11 protein-coding genes are annotated in these 13,394 nt (G+C 46.3%); 2 read left to right on the top strand and 9 right to left on the bottom strand.

What is annotated here, in order from left to right:
- Window positions 1-4: 4 nt before the first annotated feature.
- The 4 genes from WH37_RS19975 to WH37_RS19960 all read right to left on the bottom strand — a co-directional run bounded on the left by WH37_RS19975 (window position 5) and on the right by WH37_RS19960 (window position 3,976).
- Complete coding sequence (locus WH37_RS19975; protein WP_046232384.1) at window positions 5-892, bottom strand: carbohydrate ABC transporter permease; 888 nt, start codon at window positions 890-892, stop codon at window positions 5-7.
- Window positions 893-1,534: 642 nt separating this feature from the next.
- Entirely contained in the window at window positions 1,535-2,356 is an 822-nt protein-coding gene (locus WH37_RS19970) for a hypothetical protein (RefSeq protein WP_046232383.1), read from the bottom strand.
- Window positions 2,319-2,753, bottom strand: coding sequence for a copper amine oxidase N-terminal domain-containing protein (locus WH37_RS19965; RefSeq protein ID WP_046232382.1), 435 nt, complete (start codon window positions 2,751-2,753; stop codon window positions 2,319-2,321). Before WH37_RS19965 ends, WH37_RS19970 begins: the two co-directional genes overlap by 38 nt.
- 56 nt (window positions 2,754-2,809) lie before the next feature.
- Window positions 2,810-3,976, bottom strand: a complete 1,167-nt coding sequence (locus WH37_RS19960; protein ID WP_046232381.1) for a TerD family protein — start codon at window positions 3,974-3,976, stop codon at window positions 2,810-2,812.
- Between the two features lie 211 nt (window positions 3,977-4,187).
- Here WH37_RS19960 and WH37_RS19955 point away from each other — a divergent pair, with 211 nt between their 5' ends.
- Window positions 4,188-4,604 carry an Rrf2 family transcriptional regulator gene (locus WH37_RS19955; protein WP_046232380.1) on the top strand — a complete coding sequence of 139 codons (417 nt, stop codon included), beginning with the start codon at window positions 4,188-4,190 and terminating at the stop codon, window positions 4,602-4,604.
- A gap of 158 nt (window positions 4,605-4,762) precedes the next feature.
- Window positions 4,763-5,620, top strand: coding sequence for an SDR family oxidoreductase (locus WH37_RS19950; protein WP_046232379.1), 858 nt, complete (start codon window positions 4,763-4,765; stop codon window positions 5,618-5,620).
- 540 nt (window positions 5,621-6,160) lie between these two features.
- Here the strand turns inward: WH37_RS19950 and WH37_RS19945 are convergent.
- The 5 genes from WH37_RS19945 to WH37_RS19925 form a co-directional block, all read right to left on the bottom strand.
- On the bottom strand, window positions 6,161-7,243 hold the full coding sequence (locus tag WH37_RS19945; protein WP_046232378.1) for a peptidylprolyl isomerase: 1,083 nt from the start codon (window positions 7,241-7,243) through the stop codon (window positions 6,161-6,163).
- A 102-nt stretch (window positions 7,244-7,345) separates the two neighbouring features.
- Entirely contained in the window at window positions 7,346-8,185 is an 840-nt protein-coding gene (locus tag WH37_RS19940) for a carbohydrate ABC transporter permease (protein ID WP_046232377.1), read from the bottom strand.
- A 1-nt stretch (window position 8,186) separates the two neighbouring features.
- The gene (locus WH37_RS19935) at window positions 8,187-9,080 is read right to left on the bottom strand and encodes a carbohydrate ABC transporter permease (protein WP_082110917.1); all 894 of its coding nucleotides are present in this window, start codon (window positions 9,078-9,080) and stop codon (window positions 8,187-8,189) included.
- Between the two features lie 229 nt (window positions 9,081-9,309).
- The gene (locus WH37_RS19930) at window positions 9,310-11,448 is read right to left on the bottom strand and encodes a discoidin domain-containing protein (protein WP_046232376.1); all 2,139 of its coding nucleotides are present in this window, start codon (window positions 11,446-11,448) and stop codon (window positions 9,310-9,312) included.
- Window positions 11,449-11,867: 419 nt separating this feature from the next.
- Window positions 11,868-13,313: a carbohydrate ABC transporter substrate-binding protein gene (locus WH37_RS19925; RefSeq protein WP_046232375.1), complete on the bottom strand. Its 1,446-nt coding sequence runs from the start codon at window positions 13,311-13,313 to the stop codon at window positions 11,868-11,870.
- Window positions 13,314-13,394: the final 81 nt, after the last annotated feature.

Genomic DNA, 13,394 nt, shown 5'->3' with positions numbered 1-13,394 from the left:
TCTCTTATTGGAATCTGGCGCCAGTGCGGCCCAGAAGCTTTGAAATAATAAATGCGAGACAGAGCCCGAACAGCAGCAGGAAGGTGGAGATGGTGCTGCCATAACCGAAATCCATCATGCGAAATGCATTTTTCATCATATAGCTTGCTAGCACTTCGCTGCTATTATTCGGCCCGCCGCCCGTCATAATATAGATCAGGTCGAAATATTTCAAAGAATTGATCACACAGTTCAGCACCGTGAACGTAATCGTCGGCCAGATCAGCGGGATTTGAATGCTGAAAATAATTCTCCACTCTCCGGCGCCTTCTACTCGTGCCGACTCCAGCACCTCTTCAGAAATGCCCTGAAGCGCACCGATATAGACGATAATATAAAAGCCGATAAACTGCCAAGCGACAACCGCGATAACCGACCCTAGCGCCGTTGCTTCCTCTCCCAGCCAGGCATGTGCAAAGCTGTCGAGTCCAAGCTGCATAAGCAAATTATTCAGCAGCCCGAAATTCGGGTCGTAAATTTGCCCCCACAAAATGCCAAGCACAGCTGTAGACAGCATAACCGGTGTGAAATAAATCGTTTTCAAAAAATTTGATCCTCTCAGCTTGTAGCCAAGCACAATGGCAAAAAACAAACCGACCGGCAGCTGAATTAAAAGCGCTCCCAAAGTTAAATACACCGAATTTTTGAGCGAGGTCCATAGAACCGGATCATGAAGCAGCCGATTGAAATTGTCCCCTCCGTTGAAAATCTTTGCCGAAACTCCGTCCCATTGGAAGAAGCTATAATAAATACTCATACTGATCGGCACAATAATGACTGCCAAAAAAATCAACAGCGCAGGTCCCATGAAAAATAGCCTGCTGCCCAAGCGTCCGACGCCTGTCTCGTTCATCCGTAACACCCTCTCCTAGCTTAATGCGCATGATGCCTTATTGCGTTGTATCCGTTTTCATTATTTTATCAATGACATAAATCAATGTAATGACACGATGATTAGGTAAAATAGCACTTTCATTGGTTCATCCGGCAGGGCGAGGGAATATAACAAAAAACCGCATTCGTCTGAATGCAGTTCTTTGGGATGATGCTTTTAGTTGGTGCTGACTATTGTAGGCCGTGTATGGAAACGTAATCCCGCCAAATCCTGATCGAAGCCAGCGTCAAACATATTCCCGATAGGCTTGGTGGACACAGCAGACCCTATTTCAACCGAATCACGGGTTATGGTATAGTTCGCGGACTCAGGAGCAGCTATTGCGCTCCCAATCGCTATTTTAACCGGATAATGAGGGCAATAACGGATTTCCTGTCCGCTTACGGCCTAGAATCGGATCAAAGGCTAGAATAGCGGAACCTCAGTCCTCAAAAAAAGGAGAGAGTGTTGCGATCTGCGAGGCCTCGGCAACAGCGGTCTTAGACACAACCACCTGCTACGTTTTCTAAAGCCTTGAATCGTCAGATGAGTTTTGCCTCGAATAAGCGCTGTGCAAGGCGCAGCGGGCCGACTCCACTTTGCATAGACACCCCGGTTCCTTTAGCTTTCAGTTTGAATGCTGGACGGTGCATATTCCTCTCTATAATTATAATCCTGATCAATATCAAGGTCAGTTCTATAGTTCCAATGACCATTTGCATACTCTAAGTAAATGAGGGCTTCAAACACCACATCACCTTCCGCTACGCCTTCCGTTGAATCACTCCAATCCAGCATACCTTGCACGACTGCATCCTTTTCTCCAATGAAGACCACGCGTTCTTTAGAGAGCTTGTACCTTGTTTCTGAATTGTCAAAGTTAAACCTCAAATACTTCTCCCACGTTGAATCTATCTTCATCATTTTTGCATCCCAACGTCTAATAAATGAAGGGGACGTATATTGAAGCGTGAGATCCAGGTTTTCTTCGTTATATGCTTTATAATAGGTTTTTAAATCAGACAAAACGGCGAGCTGTGCTTTATTTTGTTTTTCTACTATGTTTGATGCTGTATTATCGATGTCCGTTGGAAGATCCATTTGTTGCGACATCCAAATAGAATGCGAAATCTTCCACTCTCCACCTTCATTTCGGATTTCGAATAACATTTCATCTTTTTGATTTAATACTTGTGAATTTTGAGTATAAGTAACTTGTAGGGACGCTTCATAAGCAGAAGTATATTTAATACTATCGATCTTTACGATGAATTCCCTATCAGGAACTTCACTGACATATCGGTATGCATCATAATCAAATTCGTGATCAAGATACAGCCACTCACGATTGTCCCCTGTTAGTAATTTTGGGCTATGAGTTTTGTAATATTTTTCAAGAAGCTCATTAATGGCCTGTTCTTGACCATAACCATATTTCGTCATATGTATCGTTTTCTTTTGTTGAATGCTTGGTAAGTTGACCCACAAGTCGAATAGGCAGATAAACTTGTCCATTCATTATAGAAATAGGTTTATCTAATAGGTAGGATCCTTCGTTAGATTCTACGATATCCTCACCCGCCCAGAAAAAAATCTCAGAATCATTATTTGATGCAGATATCTCCTCAGTGTCCGAATCATAAGCAACCTTATAACCTAGTACATTAAAGAGCTTGCGGTACGGTACATACATGACACCTGCTTCTAAAACAGGATTAATCCCAATAAGCTTTTCATTATTCAAATACAATTCAAAAGTCTTGTCATCAGCAAAAGCAGGGACAGGTATACTTAAACCTAAGCAAAGAACAAGCAAAATACCGATAAACCTTTTAATCATATAACACTTCCTATTCGCAGGTTAAAAGCAATGCAATAGCATTGCAACATCGTCATTCAGTCCCAATCATCCTTAAATTCTTCTGGACCAACATCCATTTTAAAATCGCCTTTTTCATAAAGAAGCGGACTGCGCTCCACCCCATCATTGGAGTATTTTTCTACGTGGCTGACTCGCATTTGCTTGGCATCTGTGAAATCGATATGGACAATTGCTACCCAATAGGCATAATTGTTTTCTTCAAGCAGTGGTGCTGTTACGGTATGGCCCTGATGATTTTCAACAACTGCGCGAACCTCCATCGATCTAAAGCTGCCCGATCCATTGCTTATTGCGCTATAGGCAGCAAATAAAACGAAGCTTAACGCTTCTGGCCGATGAATAACTATCGTTTCTTTACCCTGCCCCATAGCATCCCCATCCAGTTGAATGTACGGTGCAATATGTTTCGATCCAAGGTTGCGATAATAGACTTTGCCAACCTCCCTGTCCTTTGTTACATAAAAACAGTATAGATCCAAATCCCTGTCTGTTTGCCATTCCAGAGTCGCCGTAACCTTGGCTGACTTTTGAATATTAATGCTCTCTTTCTTCTTGAGCTCCACTTTTAGCAGTTGGCTCGGCTTGGCAGGGACAGCGGCAGGTTCAGCAGCGGCTGCTGCTTCCACATGTGATTCGCTCGATACCTTGAGTCCAAAATTTCTAACAAGATCGGCGAGCCCTCCCTCAAATCCGCTTCCGACAGCGTTAAACTTCCACTCCCCTTTATGGAGATAAAACTCCCCAACAACGATAGCTGTTTCTATGCTAAGACCTTCACCGAAATTGAATCTTCCTATCTCCTCGCCGTTGATTGGGTTATAGATTCGTCCTACGGCGCCACGAACCTGGGAAAAGGCTTGGCCGTGCAGTTCCCCCTCATGAATGGTGAGTGTTACCGCGATTTTGTGTATATCACTCGGTACCTTCCCTACCGAAATTTTTATATGCTCTTGATCTCCATTCACCGGGCCTGCGTGCGTAACGGCATGCTGCCGGCTGAATGGTTGATTGTAGAAGATCATATCTTCATCTTGGGCACATACACCTGCTTGATTTAAGAGAAAAGCTGATGCATTTATATCGATTGCTGCATCTGCCGTCTGCCAAGAAAGCCCAATGACAACATCAGAAATCCCGCGACCTTTTGTAACATCGATTTTTTGACCTTTTGTTAGGATCATTGAAAACCACCCTTTATTGATCTCATATTTTACAAAATGACACATTTTTAGTATATCATACGAATCAAAGACTATAGGCCAGTAACATCTTCTTAGATTTCTCTTCACCCAAGTCATGCAAAATCAATGAACCAAAACACAAAAAAATAAAATAACAGGATTGACATTACGCTTAGAAGTAACTATGATAGTTACAACGGTGGTGATAACAATGAAACAATTCAGCAGCCGCTTCTCGATGGGCGTCCATATTCTTACGTTGATTGCTGTTATGCCGGGAGATTGCACAGGGGATATTATTGCTGGCAGCGTGAATACGAATCCCGTCGTCATCCGAAGAATTATGGCCCAGCTGAAAAAAGCCGGTTTGATTAGCGTCCGGCCCGGTGTCGGTGGTGCTACTCTATTGAAGGACCCCGCATCTATTAGCTTATTGGAAGTGTATGATGCAGTTGAAGTCATTGATGAGGGACCCTTGTTCAATTTTCATCAAAATCCTAGCCCGCGATGCCCTGTAGGCAGAACCATTGAAGCCTCGCTTACGGCAGAACTGGCTGAAGCTCAAGCCGCTATGGAGCAGAGATTGAGCAGCGTGAGCATTGCGAAGATACTGGGACAAGTCTGTTAAAAAAAGCTCTTGCAACGGCTTTTTTTTACGCCCTCGTTGTAACTACTTAGGTTATAACAGTGAAAGTTTCAAAAGTAACTAAAGCTAGGCTACAAGGGGAATTCAATAGTTGAATCCCGTTTTATTTCACACAAACCCAACCAATGGAGGAATGAATCATGAAAATTTTAGTAACTGGCGCAACTGGACAATTTGGCTCCCTCGTAATCGATACACTATTAAAAAAACTGCCCGCTGAACAGCTTGCAGTAAGTGTGCGTACGCCAGAAAAAGCCGCGCATTTGCAAGCACAAGGCATTGACGTACGCCACGGTGACTTTGATCAGCCCGAAACCCTCGATACAGCATTTGCTGGTGTGGACCGTTTGCTGATCGTTTCCGCTGATGCAGATAATGCTACACGTATTCGCCAGCATCAAGCCGCTATCGACGCCGCCAAAAAAGCAGGCGTAGGCTTCATTGCTTACACAAGTGTTGCCAAAGCAGATAAGAGCACGCTCTCCCTCGCAGAAGTCCACCGCGCTGCGGAAGAAGCGATTCTTGCAACGGGAATTCCATATTCTCTGCTGCGGAACAACTGGTATGCTGAAAACGAAGCTGGCAGCGTGCAAGGCGCCATCCACGGAGCACCTTGGCTGAATGCCGCTGGCACTGCGCGTGCAGGCTGGGCATTACGCAGCGATTATGCCGAAGCGGCAGCAGCAGTTCTGGCTGGCGAAGGACACGACAATACCGTCTACGAGCTGTCGGGCAAGCCTCGCACGCAAGCTGAGCTCGCAGCTATCACTGGTGAAGCATTGGGCAAAGAAATCAACGTTGTGGATGTAGACGACGCTGCACTCGGTCAAGCTTTGGCTCAAGCAGGCCTGCCTGATTTTGTCGTAGCGATGTTTGTTGATATGCAAGGCCCAATCCGTGAAGGCTCCCTCGATGTGGAAAGCAATGATCTGGAAACGCTGCTTGGACGTCCAGCTACCCCATTGAGCGCATTTGTTACCGCTCTTTCTGAACGTTAAGCTATCGTCGCCAATAGAATAGTCAGGACAGGAAAATGAACGAGGCTGTCTCGAAAGGTCAGAAATGATCTCCGGGACAGCCTCGTTTTAAATTTTGATAGTTGGCAAATGGAAGCTTCATGCTCTTCGTTTCAGGGGTTCACCCTTAACAAAGCTAGACTTGGCGGACACAGCAGCAGCTATTTCAACAGGATCAAGGGTTATGGCACAGGCTGCGGACTCAGGAGACGCTAATGCTCCGCAAATGGTCATTTTGACGGGATGAGGAGGACGATAACGGATTTCCTGTCCGCTTACGGCCTGAAATCGGGTCAAAAGCCAGAATAGCGGAACCTCAGTCCTCCAAAAAAGGAGTGACCGTCCCGAGCTTTGAGATCTCAGCAACAGTGCTCTCAGCTACAGAGCTCTCAGCAAAAATCACAAACTGCGGTTCCTCGGCCTTGAATCGTCCGATAAGATTGGCCTTGAATAAGCGCTAAGCAAGGAGTTGCACCCCGGCTCCGGATTGCATACACACCCTAGTCGCTCCTGCTTGGCAGTTCATGATCCTGCCTTCAGCCGATCGAAGGCTTCTTGATTGATGCTGATCTTCACTGCTTTTACCTTTTCCGCAACGTAACGCTCGAATTTATGATGAAGCACTTCGCTTTGCAGCTGGGATTCAAGAGTCGCAATGGGAACCGCATACTGTTCATTTTTGTTAATCATTTGAATAATGGAGAAGCTGCTGCCTCTGTCAATAATGGCAGAATGCTCGCCAGCCTTTAATTTTTCGGCGGCTTGCTTCAGCATGGAGTCGGCCTTAAGCGGGGAGGCTTGCTCGTTTAGAACGAGCGTGCTCTGACGTATGCCGTCTTTGCCGTACTTCCTTCCTACTTCTTCAAAAGGAGTACCGGAGTCTAGCAGCTTAAGAGCCAGCTTTATTTTTTCGCCTGCTGCTTCCCTTTCTTCATTGCTGTAGGAGACGGACAGTTCATTGAAGGTGATTTGGGTTTGATTTTCAAACTTTGCAGCATGGAATTGATAACGGTCCTTCACTTCCTCCTTCGTCACCTTCAGTGCCTCTTCTCCCAGCTGCTCCTCAAGGTCCAGCCTTAATTGGCTTAATGAATAGAAGTAATACTGGCTGAGATCGTATTGCGCCAAACCAAAAATCGCCTGCCCCTGATCTAAACTTTCGCCCCGCTCTGTATTATTTTTTTCCCATTGGTTAACAAAGCTTTGAAAGGAGCTGTCTGTTACAAGCCCCTTTTCTACTGCCAGCAGCTGCAATGTTTTTCCTTTGACAGCCTCGTTCATTGCTTGCTGTTTAAGCTTATCAATCGGGCGCTCTGCTCCGAATGTTTCCGTCCAATAGGCTTCACTATCTTCGGCCCCATAAGTTACGTTGAAATAGTTGGTAACGGCTCCTCTTTCCTTATCCATATAAAGCAGAAACTCGGCTTCGGTTACCGGCAAGCCCCCGACCTCCATGATGACTGGCTCTTCTTGCGGCTCGGAGGGCAAAAAGGCCGCCATACCTACAGCGGAAATAGCCGCTAATAACCCAACAACGGCAGCGATTAGCACCATTCGAAACTTAGCCCTGCGGAAAACCGTCTTATTAGCCCCTGTCCGGTTCATTTTTCTCCTCCATTCGGAATCATTATCCCCTAAGCAGCCCTAAGTCCCTAATTCTCCTATCGCTTATATTAGCCCGAATCAGCTTATCGGTTAAAGCTGCACCTAGCCTTTTACTCCACCAAGCGACATGCCGTTTGTTAATTTTTTCTGCAGCAGCGCATAGACGATAATAGTTGGCGCAAGCACAATGACCAAGCCGGCGAAAAGGGCGCCCCAATCTGTAGCAAATTGCTGGATTTGCATCAAATTAGACAAACCAACCGGTATCGTCTTCTTGCTGTCGCTGGTAATGAAGGTCATCGCCAGCACATATTCATTCCAGAAGTCAAAGAAGCTGAAGACAGTCAGCGTAATAATCCCCGGCCGTGCCATCGGTACAATAATGCGCAGCAAAATCCCGAAATAGCCGCAGCCATCCATCATGGCCGCTTCTTCGTAATCTTGCGGGATCGACTTCATGAAGCCGGTAAGCAAATAAATAGAGAACGGCAAGCTTCCTGTCGCATAAACGGTGCTTAACCAAAAGCGATTATCGAGCATCTGCCATTCATTCATTAAAATGAACAGCGGCACGATAATGTAGACGCCTCCGATAAACAGCCCAGCCATATAAAATTGCGATATAAATCCACGCAAGCGGAATTTCATCCGCCCCAGCACGTAAGCAGAGGGAACCGCCGCAATCAACAGCACAGCCATCGATAATATAACGATGATAACGGAGTTGATCATGTAATCGCCCATTTTCGCCGTCGAAAAAGCATGAACATAGTTGCTCCAATTTAGGCTCGACGGCAGCCTCCAAGGATTTTCCATAACCTCTGTATTGGTTTTGAAGGACGCCAGTACATTCCACACAAGAGGATAGACGACTAATAGGGCCTGCACGAGTAAAAAGAGGCGAAGAACGGTTTTTCCCGTAATGGATGTTAAAGAGGACATGTTAATACGATCCCCTTTCGGTTAATTTATTGCTTACAAGCGCGAGCAGCATCGAAATCATAAATACGACAACCCCGATCGCCATCGCATAGCCAAAATTCGAGTTGGTGAAGGCTTGGGCATACAAATAAGTCATAACGACTTCCGAATGCCGGTCAGGCCCGCCCCCTGTCATAATCGAAACAATGATAAAGCTAATGCTAAGGACACCGTTAATGCTGAAAATAATCGTGACGCGAATAATCTCCCAAAGCATCGGAATCGTAATGCGGAAAAATTGCTGTATGCGGGTTGCCCCATCAAGGTCGGCAGCTTCATAAAGCTCCGGTGAAATGCTGTCGATCCCTGCCATATACATGACCATGTAATACCCGGCCGCCTGCCAAATTAACGTAATCGCCAATGCCCAAAGGACGGTGCGCTGATCGCCCAGCCACGGCTTCGCCCACTCTTCAAGTCCAACCATCTCCAGGCCAGTGTTTACAAATCCCATCGTAGGATGATAAATAAAGGACCAAAGGATTGCGATGACAACGAACGACAGAATGCTTGGAAAAAAGAAAACCGTTCGGTAAAAGCCACGTTCCTTGAGCTTCGATTGCGTTAAAATGGATGCATTAACTAAAGCGATCATAATCGTAACAATCGGCACGACCAGCATTAAAAAGCCCGTATTGCGCATGGACAGCAGAAACGTCTCATCGTGAAGCATATCGGCAAAATTTTTAAACCCGATATATTTCGGCTCATCACTTAACCCCGTCCACAGGTACAGCGACTTTTGAAAAATTTGAAACGTAGGATACACCTTAAACAAGGAGAACAGCAATAGTCCTGGCAATAAACATACGAGGATGAAAAAGGTTCTTTTCGTTTTCATGGTCATCGTTTTCATTCCTTCCCCCTGCCGCAGGTGATGCGATCATGCTTGCCGGCTTTTTGCAGCACAATGGTCTATAATGGGCTTATTATTTATTTGCAGGAGCCGCCGTGCCAAGCGTAAACGGCTGTCGCCGTCCTCTGGCGGCAAAGCTACCGTTTCGAGGGTGGAATATAGAGAAAGGATAGAAAAATCATATACTTTCCTATATTTGAACGATAAACGGCGGCCCCTGCCTTCCTTTTTACGTGAACAAACCAATTTCAGCGAGCTGGAGCTGTGCTGCACCGCCGCTATTCGCCGTTACGTTCAGGCGATAATACGAGTAAGCAGTTGAATTGCTGAACGTATACGTTTTGGTTAAGAAACGGGTGGCAAATGCTTCATTCGTGCGCGTATCCAGCGTCGTCCAGCTCGTTCCGTCGTTTGAGCCCTGCAGCGTCCAATTTTTCGGGTCCCTCGCCGGCACATCGTTAGCGGACGTTATCGCATACGAGGTTACGGTATGAGAGACACCGGTTACAAATTTGTACTGAATCCAGCCTGTTCCCGTTGTGATTAGCCATTTGGTCGAAATATTGGCATCGAAGGCTTTTTCCTTCTCTTCTCCTGTCGGGCTGCTTGTAGAGCTTGCCGTTACCGTTCCGCCTACCGTGACCGATGTCGGGCCTCCTCCACCCCCGCCTGTAACGGTCGATTCAAAGGCACCAATATCCGGAGCCGCCCCATTAAATAATGCATTTCCATAAAAATCGGTCGTTCCTAATTGCGGCACATTATAACCGGCATTAATGAGTGGAGAAGTGGCCTGCAGCTTGTAGCCATCCCATACGGTGGCGCCACTTGTGAAGCCATTGGCCCCTAAAGTTGGCGCCTGCCCAGGGCTGACCATTTGAGGAGGTGCGATCACTTTCGCCGGATCATTCGGTTCGCCAGCCGCATGGCTGCCATTGGTCACATAAAACGCATTATTTCTAAATACAGCCGTTCCATAGCTGCCGGAGCTGCTCGGCCAAAAGCTGGAGGAAGGGGTATTTTTGTCATAAAAAACGTTATTGTAAAAATAATACGGCACACTTTTGAAATAAGTGGAGGCCAGATTAGCGTTGGAATTCGTGAATTTAGTTACACTGCCGTTATAAATAAAGACGTTATTCAGGAAATACGTAGCCGAGCTATCGACGTCGAACCAACCAAACTTGATCAAATAGGCAGCGTTATCGTCGCTGATATTATATCTCGCAATATTATTGCTGCTTCTTCCCAGATAGGACATCCATCCCATTGGGTTGTTATGGGTATAGTTGAATTGATAGACGATATTGCTATTGGGCGAATCAAAATCAAAGGCTGTTCCATCTCCATTGTTAGCACCCGTCGTCGTCGGTCCGCCATAAACCTCGTTATTTTGGAACGTTACATTTTGAGATTTCCACGGGTAAATGCCTGCGCTTTCCGCGTTATAGCGCTTGGACCAGCCGTCTACGACGTTGTATTCGACGATTGCATCCTTCGCATCGCATACGTCAATGGCGCCTTGGCCAATATTACGCATGTAATTGTGACCGATATAAATGTTCGTTTGCCACAAGTTATAAGGTTCAATTTCATCTTGGAAGGCCGTTGTCGTCGTGTAATTAAAATTGGCAATGGCGAGCAAATCGACTTTCTCGATTGTGTTATTTTCAATCCTTACGTCATTGAACGTCATGTTGGCCTTTAAAGCGCCAATGACATAAAACATAATGCCGCCATTGAACGAGGCGTTGCCATACTGGTTCGGCCATTCGTTCGGGCTATCGACATCATGCACATAATTATCATGAATATAAATATGATCCATGATCGTGTCGCCGCCTGCCGCCACTTGATTCGTATCCAGCACAACCAGAATGCCGTCTCTTATGTTGGTAGGCTTGCCGTTTGCATAAGTAGTCGTTACCAAATCTACGTTAAAGTTGTCGTCATTCGTGACTTCAAGATTGCTAATTTCCCAATACTGTTGATTTCGCAGCATAACGGCGCCGGTCGCTTGATAATCCCTTTGCGTTCCGCCGCCATTGATAATGGGCTTTGCCGTTCCGCCATATTTATCGATTGTGATGGGAGCGCCCGCTGCTCCTGAGCCCTTAGGCCACAGCTGGCCGTTCCATACCCCGCCCGACTTAAACAAAATTTGGTCACCTGGCTGGAACGTCGTGGCATTCACTTTCGTTAACGTTTTCCAAGCGGTGGCTGTGGAGGTGCCGTTATTTGCATCGTTCCCTCCGGAAGAATCAATATAATACGTCGTATTTGCTGCACTTACCGCTACAGGCCCAATCATAAAAATAGAGGAACATAAAAACAGCAATACCAATAAGCTTGACATGCGTTTTTTCATTTCATTGCTTCCTCCCACATTTATTTGATTCAGACGCAAAGCTGAGCAATGGATTGCCTACGATCTTTCAGCCTTTTGGTCCCAGATATCGCTACATGCTAATCAGCCCCTCTCCAATCGATAACCTGTCGATCATTGAATGAGACGGTGAAACCCTGCATTTGGAGCGTATGCTGCTTTACCAGCTGAGCTTCATTATAAAATCATAAGAGCGTTAACCAAATGAACAAAACGGCAGATTTATATAGAGGATTTTTAGGTGTTCATCGGAAAATGCAGGGAATCATAAAATCCTTCAGGTTTATGAATCTGCAATCATGAAAAAAGGATGAGGCTGAGGTAAAAACCTCATCTCATCCCGTTTTTAGAGTTATGCGCCATGCAACGCATTCCCGTCGTTCAGCCTCACAGCTTACTTCCTACTGTGCCCCAGCAGCCTCCAGCTCCTTCTGAATTTCCGAATACACCTTATACAGCTTTTCAGCATATTGATCCAAAGTCATCTGCTTGCTCATAATCGAGGAAAATGGCTTGTAGACTTCATCACTAGGGTTGAATTTGCTGCCCTTGGCCACAGGCTTAAATGCGCCATTAACCGCAATCATGCCGTCATCCGCAGCCTTATAAACGTTGTAAGTCGTCTCCGTAATATACGCTTTAACGAGATCTGGCGCGCCTTTTACCGCCATAACCGCTTTTGCCTTGTCGCCATTGAGCTGAACGATTTTATCCGTGTACAAATACTTTAGGAATTCTTTGGCAAGCTCTGGATTTTTAGCTTTCGCTGGAATGACTACCGTTTCCACATTCGTCAGGGCCGATACCGGTTTGTCTGCTCCGAACGAAGGAACACCCAGATAACCGAAGCTGAATCCATCCTCGCGCGGCGCATCCTTCATTTCATCCTCAAACCAGCTGCCGTTTGGAATAAACATGGCTTTGCCTTGAAGGAAAGCCGTCTGCGATTGCGTGTGGTTAAGTGCAACGGTGCCCGTCATCAAAGCATTGTCTTCCGTTGCGATTTTTTCCATGAGGCCCCATACCTGCTTAAACGTGTCGCTTTTCCAAAACTCAGGATCGTAGTCGAAAAATTGCTTCAGCGCCTCTTGGCCGCCCGCTGCATAAATGGCAGGAACAATCATTTCCTCCAAGTAGCCTGGATAAATGCCTTGGTACGTCAATAATGCGCGTCCATTCTCTTTCGCCGCCGCATTTGCAGCAAAGAAATCATCCCATGTTTTAGGCGGGGTAATCCCTTTCGCCTCGAACAGCGCTTTGTTATACCACAGGCCCATGACGCCGAAGTTATAAGGTGCCAAATACACTTTGCCATCATCATACGGGGACGTTGCCCGTGAATTCAAAACACCATCGAGAATTTTATCCTTGAGAGGCGCACCCTCTGGCGTTAATTCCTCGAACACCTCCGTCAAATCAAGCAGCGCTTTGTCTTTAATCAACCCATTTACGAGCGGGGTATTGTCGCTGCCGGAAATGTACATAAAATCGGGCGGATTGCCCGCAACGATTTTTGGTCGAATGAGCTCGCCGATTTTCGGGCTGGCGGTGATGTTGATTTTGGTGCCAGGGTAATCCTGCATAAAGGCCTCAGCGGCGCTATCCCAAAATTCCCTTCCATAGCCGCCTTGGAAGACCGCAACGTCCAGCTCTGGGTTTTCAAATGTTTTGCCTGCTGGCGAAGCACCTTCAGACGGGGATGCAGCAGCTGTATCCGAAGCCGATGGGGATGCAGAGGATGGCGGTGTCGATTCATTGCTCGGGCTGTTGCCCGACCCACAACCGGCTAACGTCGTAGTAAGCGCAATAGCTACAGCTGCAAAAGTAAACCAATTCTTTTTTTTCATTGATTTAGTGACCCCTTTCGTTGGTAATGAACTTTATTATAAGTTCGCAAGGAGCATCGCTAAATGAACAAAAGAGCGGAT

The sequence above is a fragment of the Paenibacillus algorifonticola genome (assembly GCF_000971975.1).
Classification (GTDB): Bacteria; Bacillota; Bacilli; order Paenibacillales; family Paenibacillaceae; genus Pristimantibacillus; species Pristimantibacillus algorifonticola.
This window is presented reverse-complemented; position numbering and strand designations above follow the sequence as displayed.

Excerpts from the sequence above, each read along its gene's own strand:
- WH37_RS19975 (WP_046232384.1), bottom strand. The coding sequence starts at position 892 with ATGAACGAGACAGGCGTCGGACGCTTGGGCAGCAGGCTATTTTTCATG.
- WH37_RS19970 (WP_046232383.1), bottom strand. The coding sequence starts at position 2,356 with ATGACGAAATATGGTTATGGTCAAGAACAGGCCATTAATGAGCTTCTT.
- WH37_RS19965 (WP_046232382.1), bottom strand. The coding sequence starts at position 2,753 with ATGATTAAAAGGTTTATCGGTATTTTGCTTGTTCTTTGCTTAGGTTTA.
- WH37_RS19960 (WP_046232381.1), bottom strand. The coding sequence starts at position 3,976 with ATGATCCTAACAAAAGGTCAAAAAATCGATGTTACAAAAGGTCGCGGG.
- WH37_RS19955 (WP_046232380.1), top strand. The coding sequence starts at position 4,188 with ATGAAACAATTCAGCAGCCGCTTCTCGATGGGCGTCCATATTCTTACG.
- WH37_RS19950 (WP_046232379.1), top strand. The coding sequence starts at position 4,763 with ATGAAAATTTTAGTAACTGGCGCAACTGGACAATTTGGCTCCCTCGTA.
- WH37_RS19945 (WP_046232378.1), bottom strand. The coding sequence starts at position 7,243 with ATGAACCGGACAGGGGCTAATAAGACGGTTTTCCGCAGGGCTAAGTTT.
- WH37_RS19940 (WP_046232377.1), bottom strand. The coding sequence starts at position 8,185 with ATGTCCTCTTTAACATCCATTACGGGAAAAACCGTTCTTCGCCTCTTT.
- WH37_RS19935 (WP_082110917.1), bottom strand. The coding sequence starts at position 9,080 with ATGAAAACGATGACCATGAAAACGAAAAGAACCTTTTTCATCCTCGTA.
- WH37_RS19930 (WP_046232376.1), bottom strand. The coding sequence starts at position 11,448 with ATGAAAAAACGCATGTCAAGCTTATTGGTATTGCTGTTTTTATGTTCC.
- WH37_RS19925 (WP_046232375.1), bottom strand. The coding sequence starts at position 13,313 with ATGAAAAAAAAGAATTGGTTTACTTTTGCAGCTGTAGCTATTGCGCTT.